Here is a 15,955-nt window from a genome sequence, read left to right on the forward strand (position 1 = left end):
TCGCTCAGCCCGCCAGGTTGAACTTGCCGTCGGCGCCATAGATGGCGAGGGAGGTCAGAAGTGTGATCACGACCACAACAACGAGCGATGCGCGGACCGCGTTCCCGACAGCGACACCGACGCCGACCGGCCCGCCCGAGGCGTTGTAGCCGTAGTACGTGTGGATCAGCATGACGGCGACCGCCATACAGATCGCCTGCACGAACGACCACAGGATGTCCGACGGGATGAGGAACGTGTCGAAGTAGTGGTCGTACACGCCGGGCGACTGTCCGTAGAGGAACACCGTCGCCGAGCGGCTCGCGAGGAACGACGCCAGTGACGCCAGCGCGTAGAGCGGGATGATCGCGATCAGCCCGGCGATGATGCGCGTGGACACCAGGTACGGGATGGACGAGATCGCCATCGTCTCGAGCGCGTCGATCTCCTCCGAGACGCGCATGGCACCGAGCTGCGCGGTCGCGCCCGCACCGATGGTCGCGGCGAGGGCGATACCGGAGATCACCGGGACGGCGATGCGCACATTGATGAACGCCGAGAAGAAGCCGGTGAGGGCCTCGACGCCGATGTTGGCCAGCGAGCTGTAACCCTGGACGGCGATCGTGCCGCCGGTGAAGAGGGTCAGGAACCCGACGACCACGACGGTGCCGCCGATCATCGCCAGCGCGCCGGTGCCCATGGAGATCTCGGCGATGAGCCGCAGCGTCTCCTTCTTGTAGTGCTTGATCGCACGCGGGATCGACACGACGCTGTCCCAGTAGAACAGCGCCTGGTCGCCGATCTGATCCCAGTCCTCGCCGGCTCGCTTGGCCGCGACGCGCGCGGTCCGGAACCGGGTGGTGAACGGAAGTACCATCGATCAGCCCGCCGTTGCCTTGAGACCGACCGCCGTCACGACGACGTTGACGACGAACAGCGCCATGAACGAGTACACGACGGTCTCGTTGACGGCATCGCCGACGCCCTTCGCGCCGCCTTTGACGTTGAGTCCCTGGTAGCAGCCGACCATCCCGGCGAACAGACCGAACAGAGCGGCCTTGACCATCGAGATCATCAGCTCGCCGAACCCGGTGAGCAGGGTCAGGTTGGCAACGAACGCACCGGGATTCACATCCTGGAGGTAGACGGAGAAGATGAATCCGCCGCCGATGCCGATCGTGCAGACGAGGCTGTTCAGCAGCAAGGCCACCCCGGTGGAGGCCACGATGCGCGGGACCACCAGCCGGTGGATCGGGTTGATGCCGAGCACCTTCATCGCGTCGATCTCTTCGCGGATGGTCCGGGCGCCGAGGTCGGCGCAGATCGCGGTGGCGCCGGCACCGGCGACGATCAGCACGGTGACGATCGGGCCGATCTGGGTGACGGTGCCGAGAGCGGCACCCGCGCCGGACAGGTCCTGCGCGCCGATCTCGCGCAACAGGATGTTCAGGGTGAAGCTGACGAGAACCGTGAACGGGATGGCGACCAGGAGGGTGGGCACCATCGACACGCGGGCGATCGCCCAGGACTGTTCGACGGTCTCCCGCCACTGGAACGGACGGTGGAACAGCTCGCGCGCCGACTCGACGCCGAGCGCCACGAAATCACCGATTCCACTGAGGGGTGTGGCCAGTTTGCTCAGCATCGCCCAACCCCCTTCACCCTCGCACCATCGCGAAACCTATCACGCACAATCGAGCTGAATTGGTCAGTTGACCAGAGCGCTGGCCGAGAATGTGCGTCCCGGATCGCGGTCGGCGAAGTGTCCCGTCAGGGTCTTCGCGAGGTCCTCGGCGGACCACGCATCACCCTCGGCGACGAAGACCTCGTCGACGGTCGGCGCGGCCATCAGGGTGACCTTGGGACCGTAGACGACGAACACCTGACCGGTGACGGCGTCGGAGTCGGAGCCGGCGAGGTAGGTGACCAGCCGCACGACATGCTCGGGATCGAGAGGGTCCACTCCGTCGGTGGGTGCGTCGCCGAAGACGGCGGCGGTCATCGCGGTCCGCGCCCGCGGGCAGATCGCGTTGGCGCGCACGCCGTATCGCTTGAGGGCACGCGAGGCCGACAGCGTGAGTGCGGTGATACCCGCCTTCGCGGCGCCGTAGTTGGCCTGCCCTTCGGGACCCAGCAGCCCGGCCTCCGAGGCGGTGTTGATGATCCGGCCGTACACCGGGCCGCCCGCCTCCTTGGAGGCCGCGCGCCAGTGGGCCGCCGCATTGCGGGTGAGCAGGAAGTGTCCGCGCAGGTGTACGCGGATCACCAGGTCCCACTCGTCGTCGGTCATGTTGAACAGCATCTTGTCGCGCACCACGCCGGCGTTGTTCAGAACGATGTCGAGCGAGCCGAGCTGGTCGGTCGCCGTCGTCATGATGGCGGCGGCGGTGGCCGAGTCGCCGATGTCGCCGGGCACCGCGACCGCGCGGCCGCCGGCGGCGGTGATCGTGTCGATCACGTCGCTCTGATCAAGCGCCGCGGGGAGGTCGTTCACGACGACCGTGGCCCCCTCGGCCGCCAATCCGATGGCCTCCGCACGACCGAGACCAGCACCTGCACCGGTGACGACCGCGACGCGACCGTCCAACGTGTAACCCACCCGATTTCCTCCTGAGCTAAAACTAGAACCTGTTCTAGCATGATTCGCGGATGGATGGAACAGATCGGCGTTTTCGCTCGGGTCAGTCCTCGACGACGGTCAGCGCCGACTTCGGACAGTTGGCGGCGACCTGACGCAGTTCCTCGACACGGTCCGCGGGGATGTCTTCTTGAAGAATCACCAGGTAGTCGTTGTCATCCAGATCGAAGAAGTCCGGAGCCATCCCCACGCAGATGGCGTTGGACTCGCAGAGGTCGAAATCTGCCTTGATACGCATCGGAACCGTCTCCTCGTCGATGGGTCACCTGTTGACTGGGCTGTGAGAACAGGTTAGAACGTGTTTCAGAAGTGCACGAGCACTTCGTCTGTCAACTTGACCATAAGCCGGGACCGGACGCTAGCCGATCCACCCCTTGGAGTGTCGATGCGCATCGCCTATACCGACCAACAAGCCGAGCTCCGAAGGGAACTCCGCGACTACTTCTCCGGCCTCATGACCGAGGAACGTCGTGCCGCCCTGTCCGGCGGCGACGGTGAACTCGGCGAGGGCGACGCGTACCGTGACGTCGTCGCGCAGATGGGCGCCGACGGCTGGCTCGCCCTGGGCTGGCCCACCGAGTTCGGTGGCCAGAACAGGTCGATGATGGACCAGCTGATCTTCACCGACGAGGCGGCGATCGCGGGTGCACCCGTCCCGTTCCTCACGATCAACTCCGTGGCGCCGACGATCATGAACTACGGGTCGTACGAGCAGAAGGCGTACTTCCTCCCCCGGATCGCGGCGGGCAAACTGCACTTCTCCATCGGGTACTCCGAGCCGGGCGCCGGCACCGACCTCGCCGCACTGCGGACCACCGCGGTCCGCGACGGCGACGACTACGTCATCAACGGCCAGAAGATGTGGACCAGTCTGGTCGCCTACGCCGACTACATCTGGTTGGCCTGTCGCACCGATCCGTCGACGCTGGAACCGGGCGGCAAGAAGCACAAGGGCATCTCGATGCTCATCGTGCCCACCACCGCCGAGGGCTTCAGTTACACGCCGGTGCACACCATGTCGGGGGTGGACACCAGCGCGACCTACTACCAGGACGTCCGGGTCCCCACGTCGTCGATCGTCGGCGAGGAGGGCGGCGGGTGGCCGCTGGTCACCAACCAACTCAACCACGAGCGGGTCGCGCTCTGCAGCGCGGCGCCGATCCAGACCGCCCTGCGCGAGACGATCGCGTGGGCTCAGCAGACCAAGACCGGTGACGGCCATCGGGTGATCGACGCCCCATGGGTGCAGCAGAACCTGGCCCGCGTCCACGCCAAGGTCGAGTTCCTCAAGCTGATCAACTGGAAGATCGCCTCGGTCGCGAGTTCCGGCGGATCGCCGAGCCCGGCCGACGCCTCCGCGACGAAGGTCTACGGCACCGAGTTCGCCACCGAGGCCTACCGACTCCTCATGGAGGTCGTCGGACCGGCCGCGACGCTGCGGACCGGGAGCACCGGCGCGCACCTGAACGGTCGCCTGGAGCGGTTCCAGCGCACGTCGCTGATCCTCACGTTCGGCGGCGGCACCAACGAGATCCAGCGCGACATCATTGCGATGCTCGCCCTCGGCCTGCCGCACCAGCGCAGGTAGCCCCGACCGCTGGTTGAGCAGCCAGCGAGCACGCCCTCTGGTTGAGCAGCCCCGAGCGAGCGCAGCGAGCACCCGCCCCACCCGCTGGTTGAGTAGCCCCGAGCGAGCGCAGCGAGCACCCGCCCCACCCGCTGGTTGAGTAGCCCCGAGCGAGCGCAGCGAGCACGCGGCGTATCGAAACCACCAACCGCACCCCGAACCTGGAGACCCACCATGGATTTCTCGCTTCCCGAGTCCGGCGCCGACGTCCGCGGGCTGGCCCGCGACATCGCGACGTCGATCAGCACCCCCGAGCGGGTCGCCGAACTGGAGACGGCTCGTGCCGCGCTCGACGCGGACCTGTGGCGCGAACTCGGCGGCGCCGGACTCCTGGGCCTCGAGTTGTCCTCCGAGACCGCCGGGGATGCCGGCGGCGACCTCGGGGTCGTCGAGAATGCGCTCGTGGCAACCGAACTCGGCCGCGTGCTGGCCCGCGTGCCGTTCGGTCCGCACGCGATCGCCGCCCTTCCGGTGATCGCCACGCACGGCTCGTCGGCACTCCGGGAGCGGATCCTGGGGTCCGGGGCCACCGGCGACTCGGTGCTCACGGTCGCGGTCGAGGAGGACCTGGCCACCGACTTCAGCTCGCCCGCAACCACCTTCTCGTCCGACGGCGGCCTGACCGGCGTGAAGGTCGACGTCCCCTACGCCGAGGCCGCGGACATGTTCGTGGTCACCGCGTCCGGACCCGACGGTGTCGTCGCGGTGGTCGTGGCCGCCGATGCCCCGGGCGTCGTCGTCACCCCGACCCCCGCCACCGGGCTGATCCCGTCGGCGCAGGTCGAATTCGACGGCACACCGGTGTCCGACGACGCCGTTCTCGACGGAGGCGCCGACACGGCCGCGACGCTCATCGCGCGTGCGACCCTGGCCTGCTGCGCCGAACAGACCGGCATCGTCGAACGCGGCCTCGAGCTCACCGCCGAGTACGCCCGCGAGCGCGAACAATTCGGCCGCGCCATCGGGTCGTTCCAGGCGGTCGCCCAACGTCTCGCCGACGGGTACATCGATGCCCAGGGGTTGGCACTCACGACGACGCAGGCGGCCTGGTTGCTCGACCATTCGACCGGCCACACCCCGGAACTGCAGAATGCGGTCGCCACCGCCAAGTTCTGGGCCGCCGAGGCCGGGCACCGGGTGGCGCACACGGCCGTGCATGTGCACGGTGGTGTCGGCCTCGACACCAGTCACCCGGTCCATCGTTACTTCTTGCGCGCCAAGCACAACGAGTTCGCATTCGGCTCCGCGACCGCCTCGGTGCGGGCCATCGGAGCCGAACTGGCCGCCACGCCGGCGTGAGCCGACCGGTCGCGGCGACGCACGCCTCGACGGTCGCCGATCTGCTCGCTCCGCTGATCGAGATCGACGACCGCGGGGTCTGGTTCGAAGGCGAATTTCGCACCTGGACCGATCATCTCGTCGATGCGGCGCTGCTGGCCGGGGTGTTGCGCGGCCGGTTGTCGGATGACCGCCCGCGTCACGTGGGCGTGCTGCTGGCGAATACGCCGGTGTTCAGCGCGCTCTTCGCCGCGGCGGCACGTCACGGATTCGTGCTGGTGGGCCTGAACACCACCCGGCGTGGCGACGCGCTCGCCGCCGACATCGCCCGTGCCGAATGCCAGATCGTGCTGTGCGGCGACGACACCCGGCATCTGCTGGACGGCCTCGACCTGGGCGGAACCCGCGTTGTCGATGTCGATTCGCCCGAATGGGCGGCCGCGGTGATCGCGGGTAAGCCGGCACCCCTTGCCGACGCGGCGCCGGACGACCTGCTGATGCTGATCTTCACGTCGGGGACGACCGGCGACCCGAAGGCCGTGCGATGTACGCACCGGACCTTCGCGACCAGCGGTCCGATGCTGGCCGAGCGCTTCGATATCGGGCCGGACGATGTCGCGTATCTCTCGATGCCGATGTTCCATTCGAACGCGATGATCGCCGGGTGGTGCGTCGCGGTGGCGGGCGGGGCGTCGATCGCGTTGCGGCGCAGCTTCTCCGCGCGTGGGTTCGTCGAGGACGTCCACCGGTACGGCGTGACATATGCCAACTACGTAGGCAAACCGATGCACTACATCCTCGCGACCGATCCGCGCCCCGACGACGCCGCGAGTCCGCTGCGGATCATGTACGGCAACGAGGCATCCGCCCGCGACCGCCTCCGGTTCTCCGAACGCTTCGGCTGCCGGGTGATCGACGGATTCGGATCCACCGAGGGCGGCGTGGCCATCACGCGCACCCCTGACACCCCAGATGATGCCCTGGGCCCACTGCGCGAACCGACCGCGGTCGTCGACGTCGACACCGCCGAGCCCGTTCCGGCCGGCGTGGTCGGTGAGATCGTGAACCTCTCGGGGCCCGGTCTTTTCGCCGGCTACCACAACGATCCCGACGCCACCGCCGAGCGCATGCGTGGCGGGATCTACCACACCGGCGACCTCGCCTGGGTCGACGACGCCGGTTACCTGCACTTCGCCGGACGTCTCGGCGACTGGCTGCGCGTCGACGGCGAGAACATCGGCACCGGCCCCATCGAACGAATCCTGCTGCGCCACCCGGCGATCCGGCAGGTCGCCGTGCACGGCGTGCCGGTGGAGATCGGGGACGAGATCGAGGCGGTCCTGGTCTCCGACGGACTCGCCGCCGACGATTTCAGCCAGTTCCTCTCCGCGCAGGACGATCTCGGCCCGAAACAGTGGCCGCACCGGGTGCGGCTCGTCGACGAACTCCCCGAGACCGCGACCTTCAAGACCGTCAAACGCCTCCTGGCTTCCGATGCCACCCCACCGACGTGGGTTCGGGACGGTCGGGTCTACCGCGCCGCGACGTAGGCTCCCTCCCACGATCCGTATGACGTTGTGCCCGGTTTCCGGGCACAACGTCATACGGATCTGCTGCCCCCTGTGGACGGCGTTCCGCGTTCGCGATCGTCACGCACTATGTTGACAGCGCACAGTTCTGGTATGCGCTGATCGTGCTAGCTTCTACGCACACTCTCGGGGGGAGACGATGGCAGATCTGACCGTAGATCCGGCAGCGCTGGTCACAGCCGCTATGGAGATCCAACAGTGCGCTTCGAACATCGGGGGGTTGCACCTCAGTGCAGGACTGGGGACCACCTACGCGACCCAGACGTTCGGCGGCCTCGCCGGCTCCTTCCGAGGCGCGACCGACGACATGAGCGATATCGCGAGCTCCGGTGATTCGCAGATCAAGACGTCGATGTCGAATGCTTCGAAGGCAATCTCTGCTTTTGCTGAGTTGGTGATCAACGCCCGCGACACCACCGTCGACACTGATCAATCCGGAGCAAACCGCATTTCGAGCGCGATCGCCTTCCCTTCGAGGACCGGCCCACTGACGGACCACCCAGTTCCGCTCGAAATTCTCCTGGGCGTCACGGAGAGGGGACCGCGGTAGCATGCCGCCGAGCTACAACGAGGTCACGGCATGGACGCCTGATCAACTCCGGTTCATCGCCAATGGACTCTTCGCTATGAAGGCTCGTCTCGACGCCGAGGCACCCAAGGCTGGAAACCCAGTCCTCAACCTGACGGGTGCGGAGTGGACGGGTAAGGCCAGAGGACCAGCCGATGACCGAGCGGAGGCCATCACACGCTGGCTCCGCGGCGTCGCGGACGAATACGGCGATCTCGCCGATGCGATGAACCGCGGCGCGTTTTCCATCGAAGGAGCAGTCACCGCCCTCGAGAACGGGACAACGTCATCAGAGTCCCAGGGTTATGTGCTGAATAGGGGAAGCCGCGAGTACGAGGTGACCTTCGAGAAAGCGAAGGCTCCGCCGGGCGCCGAGTACGACGCGAACGTCGCCTTTCAACATCAAACCGCCTTGCGCAATCTCGGTATCGCCGCGGACCAGGCGGTGAGCGACACGAGCGCAGCCGTCAACTCCGCTTTGGCTGCGCTGAGCGGAATAACACCGGCGTCGATCGCCACATCAAGCGGTTCGATGACACGGGTGACGAACCAAGTGGACGCGTTCCGCGAAGTCTACGGTCGAGTCCCGGTTGGTGAGAATGACTGGCGGATGGCCGCCGCGTTGGACCCGCATAGTTACAATCCGAAGAACAAAGGGGCCCCACCGGTTGTCAGCGTGATCAAGATCAATCCTGTACCCGGGCAGGGCGTCGTTGCCACGGGGCTGTTCATTCCCTCCGAGCGCGTAGTGTCAGGGCTAAACTTCTCCGAGTTCGAACTCAAGAGGAATCTCGGCGACGCCCGCGGGTTCGATCCGAACTTCGCTCCAGAAGACGCTCGCGTCTCATACTTCATCGATTACGAGAACGGCGTGATCGTGGCACGGCAAAACCCTTCGGTCGATGAGAATGGCAACGTCAAGACCGGAACACCTTCCGTCCATGCGAGCCAACTGCACGACGGTACCGTGGCAATCAAATATGACGCGTCCGATCCCCTGGCGCCACCTCATACAGAGGACATCGGTTGGAGTGTACGGGGCCAGACCATTGTCACGCCGGGCGCCGACGGTGCCAGCGTATCGGGTGAAAGAACGGACTTTCCCTCGATGGAGACGTACCAGTACATGCCTGACGGTCGTACTCGAATAATGTTCCAGGACGACGCTGGCGATCATACGGAATACGGGCCACTGCGCGACCTCCCCTCTCAGCATCATTATGGGCAATACACCTCAGATCTATCTCGATTCCCCAAGGACGCCGGGTCTGTCGTCTACGGCCCACCGCCCCACCCCATCGACGAGATGACCGAGTTCGGCGGTGCGGACGACCCTCCTAGGGTCAATCAGGCCAAATGACCATTCAAACGAGTTATTGACAGATACCGCAAAAAAATGAGGACGGCGTCCATGACCAACGAATCAAGCAGCAACGCACCACCCGGCGACCAGGCTGGTCAACGCGTCTTCGCTGCCCAAACGGCAACCGTCGTTGCCATCCTATGTTCGAGTTTCGGCATTCCGTTCCTATTCGCCGATAACCGAGTAGTAATAGCCTTGGTGCTGGCCACGACGACGTTGCTGATCGGATGCGCCCTTGCCCTACCTCGTCGCACCCGCTCGTGGGGAGGCGTGGTCGTTGCGGCCGCGGTGCCCGTCTACCTCATAACTGGTGTGATGTGACAAATCGCGACGACCGCCAATCGGCCAACCGATTCTTCGGACCGATCACGCCCTACATCTGCGTTGCCGCGATCACCCTCGCTTTGATTGCGGTGAATTACCTGTGGGTGATCGGAATATTGCTCAATATCGTGTTCGTATTCGTCGGCATTGCGCTCATGGCGAATCGGGGGGTGGCTCGTCAAGTCGGTACCGGGATTACTGTCGCGTACCTCACCTTCGTTGCCGCACTTGGCATCCTGATACTCTTCGACTACGTCAAGACTGGCGACGGCCCGTCCACGACATCGTCTTTGTCGGCTCCGCCCAACCCAGAAACGTCACATGGAAGTGACTGACGAAGTCGCCTCTGTGGGCGGAGAATCTTTCAACCCAACCCAATTGAGCTACGCGGCACAGACACTCGTGTCGTTGCTTCTGCCAGTCGCGATCTTTCTCGCTGCGCTCAACTCCGACACGTCACGCGTTCTCCCCGTCCTCGTAACGATCTCGCTAGCCACCGCGTGTGTCGTCGCCATCGTCAAACGTCCCGCTGCGCGCAGCTGGGTTATCACGATCACGACGGCCACCGTGACCATGAGTGTGGCCGTCATTCCCTACGGGGGTTGGCTGTGAACCCGTGCGATGAGCCACCCGACAACCGATTCTTCGGACCCGCGACTCCGATGACAGTGATCTTTACGCTGGTAGCGGCACCGTGCACGTTTCTGTTCGTGTGGGTCGCCAACGTCTTCCTGTTTCTGTTTCTCTTTGTCCTCGGCGCGGCAATGCTCGTCACCGGCACATCCCGCCAGATCGGCACCGGCCTAGTGGCCGGCAGCCTGACTTACGTACTGGTTCTCGCGGGTTTGCTCGTGTACGCCAGCGCCTGAGGAAGCGACACCGCCGCCTCACAAACCCCCTCGGTTCGACACCTGCGCCCGCCGGGACGATGAGGATTCTGTCCATTGGTGGTGGATGCGCTCCGAATGGGTGAGACTGGCACCGGTACGCCCGACGAGAGGCTGGACACCATGACCGGTAGGTACCTGCTCCGCACCCTGGGCATCGCACTCGGATGCGCAACCGCGGCAATCCTCTCCCCCGCGATCGCGAACGCCGCACCGAACGACGTGACGATCACACCCTCGGTGTCGGGCAACTCGGTCACCGTGACCGTCACGAACCGGTCCACGGCGGTGATCGGGTGCAAGATGTTCGGGCTCCCGGCCGGGTCCGTGGCCGACAGCGACTCGCGACCACCCTTCGGCTACGTCAACCCCGTCGACCCGCGCGCATTGATCGCGCCGGGTGGCACGCGCACCGTGGCGCTCGAGGTGTTCACCGACGAGGGTCCAAGCGGGTCCACCGTCCTGCCCGACGGCAACTGGGACCTGTACTGGGGATGCACCACCGTGCCAGGGTTCGACGGCGTCGAACAGTGGGGCACGCTGGGCCCGGCCGGAAAGCCGTCGACCGCGCGAACCACGCGGCTGACACTTCCCGCCGAAGTCGGCACCCTGATCGCACCGACCCCCATGCCGCCGGGGCCGTGCCCCGACGCGAGCTGCCTCCCGCCAGACGTCGCCGACATCGTCGACGACCTATGGGGCGAGTACACCTCGCCCTAGCCTGAGCCAAGCGGCGAGGCCGTTGCCGTCGGGGACACTCGCCCGGTCACCCAGTGGCTTCGACTCGGCTCCTCGCTCCGCTCGGTGCCGGCTCAACCAGCGGGGGGGTGGCCGACCGCGCGGGCACCTGCCTGCCGGCTCAACCAGCGCGGGGTGGCCGCTGGCGCGGGATCAAGACGACTGGCGGCCACGACGCAACGGTCGTGCCACCGCGTTGGTTCCGAAGACGGGTCGATTGGTGACCGATTGCCCGGCTGGTCCCGCATGTGGTCGGACTCACGTGGCGCCGACGGCCGACTTCCGGTGCTCTGGGAGATAGGGAACCGCTCAATTCGGGCTTCCCCGACGGGACAGACCGCCGATGCCGCCGGGACGCACTCCCCCGTTCGAAAGCCGATCACGACCACAGCCCTATCGACAGGACTGGAGCCGACCGATGACCGTAGCCGAACGCACCGCACCCGAATCCGACTCCCGCAGACAGTCAACCCGAACGGAGCTGCTGGGCCCCTTCCACGACGGGCGGGAAATGATTCTCGCCGCCGTCCTCGCCGCGTTGGCCGGGGCCACCGGCGCGGCGGCGTGGCTGTACTCCTCCGGGTGGTACGTGACCTTCATGACGGGCAACAGCGAGCGACTGGTGCTCGAACACGTCAAGGGGGCCCATCAGCTCGGCTTCACCGCTCTGCTCACCGTGGTGGTGTTCGTTCTCGGCGTGTTCGTGGCCACCCTGGCCAGGATGTACGTCTGGCGCAAGGCCCGGCACGGGGCGACAATGCTGACCGCGGGCTCGACGATCGCCGCGTGGCTCATCGACATCAACCTCGACAACGGCAACCGAGAATTCGGCGCCGGCCCGGTTCTCTGCCTGGCCTTCGGTCTCGGCGCACTCAACACCTCGATCAGCCGCAAGGGCGAGGTGGTCATGCCTCTGTCCTACGTGACCGGCACCCTGGTGAAAATCGGCCAGGGCGCCGGGTTGCACGTGTCCGGCGCCAAGCGATGGGGATGGGTCGCTCACTTGAGCACCTACGCGGGATTCCTCGCCGGTGCAGGATTCGGCGGCCTGCTGTTCAACGCCTTCGACGAACGGAACTCGCTGCTGACCCTGGCCGTGGTCGCGGTGGTCGCCGCGGCGATCACCTGGCGTCTGGATCATCCCAAGTTCTTGCGTGCCGACGTCCGCTGACATGACCAGCCGCGTCGTCGGCCGGTCGCGTCGACTCCTGGACGGGCCGGTCAGCCGCCCAGCGTCTTGTTCATCCGGCCGACGGCCTCGTCGTATTCGCTGACGAGGTCGGCGATGAGGTCGGCGACGGGCGTGATCGCGTTGCAGCGTCCGACGATCTGACCGGCCGGCATCGCGACGACATCGGGATTGTCGGCCTGTGAGATCCGTGCGTGCGCCTCGGCGACGAGCAGGTTCTGCAGCGGCATCGGCAACGGTTCGGGCGCGGACTCGGCGTCCCAGGCATCGGTCCAGGCCGTCTTCAGCAGTCGCGCAGGCTTTCCCGAGTAGATGCGGCGGCGCACGGTGTCCCGCGACGTCGCCTTCAGCAGCGCCTGCTGGACGGTCGACGGCTTGTCGGAACCCTCCGGCACGCCGAGCTTGTACTCCGCCGCCGTCAGCCAGTACGTGCCCATCCAGACGCCCTGCGCACCGAGCGCGATCGCCGCGGCGATCTGGCGGCCACTGCCCACGCCACCGGCCGCGAGGACCGGCGCGGTGTCGCCGACGGCGTCGACGAGATCCGGCCACAGGATCATCGAGGTGACCTCACCGGTGTGCCCACCGCCCTCGTAGCCCTGGGCGATGACGATGTCGACGCCCGCCTCGACGTGATGCAGCGCATGCTCTTTCGCGCCCGCGAGCGCGGCGACCAGGACGCCGTTGTCGTGCGCGGTCTGGATGACGTCGGCCGGCGGCGAGCCGAGTGCGTTGGCGATCAGCTTGATCTGTCCGTACTTACGACGATGCTCCATCGCGACGTCGACATGCGAGCGCGCGACCGAGTGCAACCAGCCGAGCACCCCGGCGTCGACCCGGTCTCCACCCGGGAGCGGGGGCACGCCCAGATCGTCCAGCGTGCGTTCGACGAACGCGCGGTGCTCCGGCGGGATCATCGAGTCGAGGTCCATCTTCGAGCCCTCGGTCGGGATCTTGGCGGGCATCACCACATCGACCCCGAACGGTTTGCCGTCGGTGTTGTCGTGCATCCACTCCAGGACTTCGTCGAGCTCCTCGGCCTCGTTGAAGCGGACACAACCCAGGACACCGAGGCCACCAGCCCGGCTGATCGCCGCCGCCACGTCCTGGCTGGGGGTGAATCCGAAGATCGGATACTCGATGCCGAACTTCTCGGCCAGTTCAGTACGCATGTTTCAGCTCGCTTCCGGCGCTCTACTGCGCCTCGTCGGCGGGACGTTCGGTGGTGACCGACGCTCCCCATCGATAGTCGGGTTTGCCTGCGGGAGAACGCTTGATCTCGTCCACGAACCACACGCTGCGCGGACACTTGTAGCCCGCCAACTCTTTTCGGACAACTTCGTTGAGACTCGTGAGCGACGGACGCGCACCGTCCCGAGTGGCGATGACCGCTGCGACGCGCTGACCCCACCGGTCGTCGGCCACACCCACCACGACGGTGTCGAACACGTCCGGGTGGGCCTTGAGCGCCCCCTCCACCTCCTCGGGGAAGACCTTCTCGCCGCCGGTGTTGATCGACACCGACCCACGGCCGAGCATGGTGATCGTGCCGTCGGCCTCGAGGACGGCGTTGTCGCCGGGCAGCGAGTAGCGCACGCCGTCGAAGACCTTGAACGTCTTCGCCGACTTCTCCGGGTCGTTGTGGTAGCGCAGCGGTACGTGGCCGGATCGCGCCAGCACACCGACCTCGCCGCTGCCCGGCTCGACCGGCGTACCGTCCTCCCGCAGGACGTGGGTCTCCTTGTCCGCCTTCACCCGCGGACCGCCGGTGTGCGGTGTGTCCTTCGCGACGACGCCCATCCCGCCGAAGCCGGTCTCCGACGATCCGATCGCGTCGATGATGACCGAATTCGGGAACCGGTCGAGGAACTGTTCCTTGACGCTCGGTGAGAACAGGCAGGCCGACGACGCGATCGACAGCACGCTCGACAGGTCACGGTCCCCACCGCTCTCCAGCGCCTCGATCATGGGGCGCCCCATCGCATCTCCGGTGATGAACACGACGTTGACCTTGTGTCGTTCGACGATGTCCCACGCCGACGATCCGCTGAACTCGGGGTACACCACCGCTTTTCCGCCGGCGAAGAGGGACTGGAAGATCGCCCACTGCGAGCCGCCGTGGATGAACGGCGGGATCGGGTACCGGACGAGCTGCCCGCCCTCGGCACCGGTCTTGGCGAGATGCCACTCGTCGGGTACGGGTTCGCTGGTGTACCAGTCGATTCCACCACCGAGGACGCGCCACACGTCTTCCTGCCGCCACACCACGCCCTTCGGCTTCCCGGTGGTACCGCCGGTGTAGAGCATGTACAGGTCGTCGTCGCTGCGTTCCCCGAAGTCGCGTTCGGTCGACGACGCCGCGATCGCCTCCTCGAAACGGATCGCATCGCTGTGGCCCGCACAGCACAGGTCCTCGTCCGACCCGTCCTCGATGACGACGCGGTACTCGAGATCGGGCGCTTTCGGCAACGTGTTGCACACGCGACCGGCGAAGCTCCGCTCGTGGATCAGCACCTTCATCCCGGAGTCGGTGAAGATGTGTTCCAGCTCGGCTTCGACGTAGCGGTAGTTGACGTTGACCATCACCGCGCGCGCCTTGAAGATGGCGACCATCGCCTCGACCGACTCGATGGTGTTCCTGCTGTACAGACCCACTCGGTCGCCCGGTTGTACGCCTAGTTCCCGGAGTTTGTGGGCGAGGGCGTTGGCACGCGCCTCCAGGTCGGCGTAGGAGCGCGAGCGGTCGCCCGACTCGAGCGCGACGCGCTCGGGAACCAGGTCGACGGCATGCTCGATGAGGTCGGCGATCGTGTAAGCCATGGGTTCAAAATTAGAACGTGTTATCGTTCTGGGCAAGCGGCAAAACGCGCCCGCCGCCATCACCTGATCACCACCCGAGCACAGCGACACCGGAGTGCAGCGATGACCACAGCAACCCCCGCCGAGTCCGTCACCGAGAAGGCACCCGAGTGCCTCGTCGAGAAGCGCGGGCACATCCTTATCGTGACGATGAACCGCCCGGAGGCGCGCAACGCGTTGTCGACGGAGATGATGCGGATCATGACCGAGGCGTGGGACCAGGTCGATGCCGATCCCGACGTCCGGGTGGCCATCCTCACCGGCGCCGGCGGGTACTTCTGCGCGGGTGCCGACCTGAAGAGCATGAACAAGAACGCTCCCGGCGACACCGTCGACTCCGGTGCGTGGAATCCGGCCTCGTTGCCGGCCCTGCTGAAGGGACGCCGTCTCACCAAGCCGCTCATCGCCGCAGTCGAGGGACCCGCCATCGCCGGCGGTACCGAGATCCTGCAGGGCACCGACATCCGGGTCGCCGGCGAGAGCGCGAAGTTCGGTGTCTCCGAGGCCCGTTGGGGCCTGTACCCGATGGGTGGCAGCGCGGTTCGCCTCGTCCGGCAGATCCCGTACACCGTGGCGTGCGACATCCTGCTGACCGGCCGCCACGTCACCGCGCGCGAGGCGCTCGAATACGGACTGATCGGCCATGTCGTCGACGACGGGACCGCTCTCGACAAGGCACTCGAACTCGCCGGGAAAATCGCGGCCAACGGTCCGCTCGCGGTGCAGGGCATCCTCAAGACCATCCGCGACACCGAGGGCCTACACGAACTCGACGCCTTCGAGATCGATGTGAAGATCGGCATCTCGGTCTTCAAGTCGAAGGATGCGAAGGTCGGACCCCGCGCGTTCGCCGAGAAGCGCACGCCGGAATTCACCGGGGAGTAGCAGCACCCGACAGTTCAGCCGCGCAGCGACT

Annotated in this window: 18 protein-coding genes; 12 read left to right on the forward strand and 6 right to left on the reverse strand. The window is 66.3% G+C overall.

Going from position 1 to position 15,955, the window contains the following annotated elements; genetic code table 11:
* Window positions 1–4: 4 nt before the first annotated feature.
* The 4 genes from MVF96_RS19250 to MVF96_RS19265 form a co-directional block, all read right to left on the reverse strand.
* Entirely contained in the window at window positions 5–856 is an 852-nt protein-coding gene (locus MVF96_RS19250; protein ID WP_137810434.1) for an MlaE family ABC transporter permease, read from the reverse strand.
* A 3-nt stretch (window positions 857–859) separates the two neighbouring features.
* Window positions 860–1,624, reverse strand: a complete 765-nt coding sequence (locus tag MVF96_RS19255; protein ID WP_065629749.1) for an MlaE family ABC transporter permease — start codon at window positions 1,622–1,624, stop codon at window positions 860–862.
* A 63-nt stretch (window positions 1,625–1,687) separates the two neighbouring features.
* Entirely contained in the window at window positions 1,688–2,578 is an 891-nt protein-coding gene (locus MVF96_RS19260) for a 3-oxoacyl-ACP reductase (RefSeq protein ID WP_247450081.1), read from the reverse strand.
* Window positions 2,579–2,660: 82 nt separating this feature from the next.
* Window positions 2,661–2,855 carry a ferredoxin gene (locus tag MVF96_RS19265; RefSeq protein WP_065629750.1) on the reverse strand — a complete coding sequence of 65 codons (195 nt, stop codon included), beginning with the start codon at window positions 2,853–2,855 and terminating at the stop codon, window positions 2,661–2,663.
* A 147-nt stretch (window positions 2,856–3,002) separates the two neighbouring features.
* Between MVF96_RS19265 and MVF96_RS19270 the strand changes: the two genes are divergently transcribed.
* From MVF96_RS19270 to MVF96_RS19320, 11 genes are all read left to right on the forward strand, one after another.
* Complete coding sequence (locus tag MVF96_RS19270) at window positions 3,003–4,205, forward strand: acyl-CoA dehydrogenase family protein (RefSeq protein ID WP_247450083.1); 1,203 nt, start codon at window positions 3,003–3,005, stop codon at window positions 4,203–4,205.
* 213 nt (window positions 4,206–4,418) lie between these two features.
* A complete protein-coding gene (locus tag MVF96_RS19275; RefSeq protein WP_247450085.1) occupies window positions 4,419–5,543 on the forward strand; it encodes an acyl-CoA dehydrogenase family protein in 1,125 nt (374 codons plus the stop codon).
* Entirely contained in the window at window positions 5,540–7,072 is a 1,533-nt protein-coding gene (locus MVF96_RS19280) for a long-chain-fatty-acid--CoA ligase (protein WP_068972598.1), read from the forward strand. Before MVF96_RS19275 ends, MVF96_RS19280 begins: the two co-directional genes overlap by 4 nt.
* Window positions 7,073–7,250: 178 nt before the next feature.
* Window positions 7,251–7,661 carry a hypothetical protein gene (locus tag MVF96_RS19285; RefSeq protein ID WP_058253553.1) on the forward strand — a complete coding sequence of 137 codons (411 nt, stop codon included), beginning with the start codon at window positions 7,251–7,253 and terminating at the stop codon, window positions 7,659–7,661.
* Between the two features lies 1 nt (window position 7,662).
* A complete protein-coding gene (locus MVF96_RS19290) occupies window positions 7,663–9,039 on the forward strand; it encodes a hypothetical protein (RefSeq protein WP_247450087.1) in 1,377 nt (458 codons plus the stop codon).
* 51 nt (window positions 9,040–9,090) lie between these two features.
* Window positions 9,091–9,363 (forward strand): hypothetical protein, encoded by a 273-nt coding sequence (locus MVF96_RS19295; RefSeq protein ID WP_139114248.1) that lies wholly within the window; start codon window positions 9,091–9,093, stop codon window positions 9,361–9,363.
* Window positions 9,360–9,701: a hypothetical protein gene (locus MVF96_RS19300; RefSeq protein ID WP_068972596.1), complete on the forward strand. Its 342-nt coding sequence runs from the start codon at window positions 9,360–9,362 to the stop codon at window positions 9,699–9,701. The genes MVF96_RS19295 and MVF96_RS19300 overlap by 4 nt, the downstream gene beginning before the upstream one ends.
* Window positions 9,688–9,978, forward strand: a complete 291-nt coding sequence (locus MVF96_RS19305) for a hypothetical protein (protein ID WP_139115600.1) — start codon at window positions 9,688–9,690, stop codon at window positions 9,976–9,978. The genes MVF96_RS19300 and MVF96_RS19305 overlap by 14 nt, the downstream gene beginning before the upstream one ends.
* Window positions 9,979–10,028: 50 nt before the next feature.
* A complete protein-coding gene (locus MVF96_RS19310; RefSeq protein WP_058253556.1) occupies window positions 10,029–10,235 on the forward strand; it encodes a hypothetical protein in 207 nt (68 codons plus the stop codon).
* Between the two features lie 141 nt (window positions 10,236–10,376).
* A complete protein-coding gene (locus tag MVF96_RS19315) occupies window positions 10,377–10,973 on the forward strand; it encodes a hypothetical protein (RefSeq protein WP_247450088.1) in 597 nt (198 codons plus the stop codon).
* A gap of 436 nt (window positions 10,974–11,409) precedes the next feature.
* Window positions 11,410–12,162, forward strand: coding sequence for a DUF1275 family protein (locus MVF96_RS19320; RefSeq protein ID WP_137810441.1), 753 nt, complete (start codon window positions 11,410–11,412; stop codon window positions 12,160–12,162).
* Between the two features lie 50 nt (window positions 12,163–12,212).
* On the opposite strand, the gene MVF96_RS19325 is transcribed toward MVF96_RS19320, so the two are convergent.
* Together MVF96_RS19325 and MVF96_RS19330 are read right to left on the reverse strand one after the other, a co-directional pair.
* Window positions 12,213–13,352 carry an NAD(P)H-dependent flavin oxidoreductase gene (locus MVF96_RS19325; RefSeq protein ID WP_247450089.1) on the reverse strand — a complete coding sequence of 380 codons (1,140 nt, stop codon included), beginning with the start codon at window positions 13,350–13,352 and terminating at the stop codon, window positions 12,213–12,215.
* 22 nt (window positions 13,353–13,374) lie between these two features.
* Entirely contained in the window at window positions 13,375–15,000 is a 1,626-nt protein-coding gene (locus tag MVF96_RS19330) for an acyl-CoA synthetase (RefSeq protein ID WP_247450091.1), read from the reverse strand.
* A 102-nt stretch (window positions 15,001–15,102) separates the two neighbouring features.
* Between MVF96_RS19330 and MVF96_RS19335 the strand changes: the two genes are divergently transcribed.
* Window positions 15,103–15,924: a crotonase/enoyl-CoA hydratase family protein gene (locus MVF96_RS19335; protein ID WP_247450092.1), complete on the forward strand. Its 822-nt coding sequence runs from the start codon at window positions 15,103–15,105 to the stop codon at window positions 15,922–15,924.
* Window positions 15,925–15,955: the final 31 nt, after the last annotated feature.

This window comes from Gordonia hongkongensis (genome assembly GCF_023078355.1).
GTDB lineage: Bacteria > Actinomycetota > Actinomycetes > Mycobacteriales > Mycobacteriaceae > Gordonia > Gordonia hongkongensis.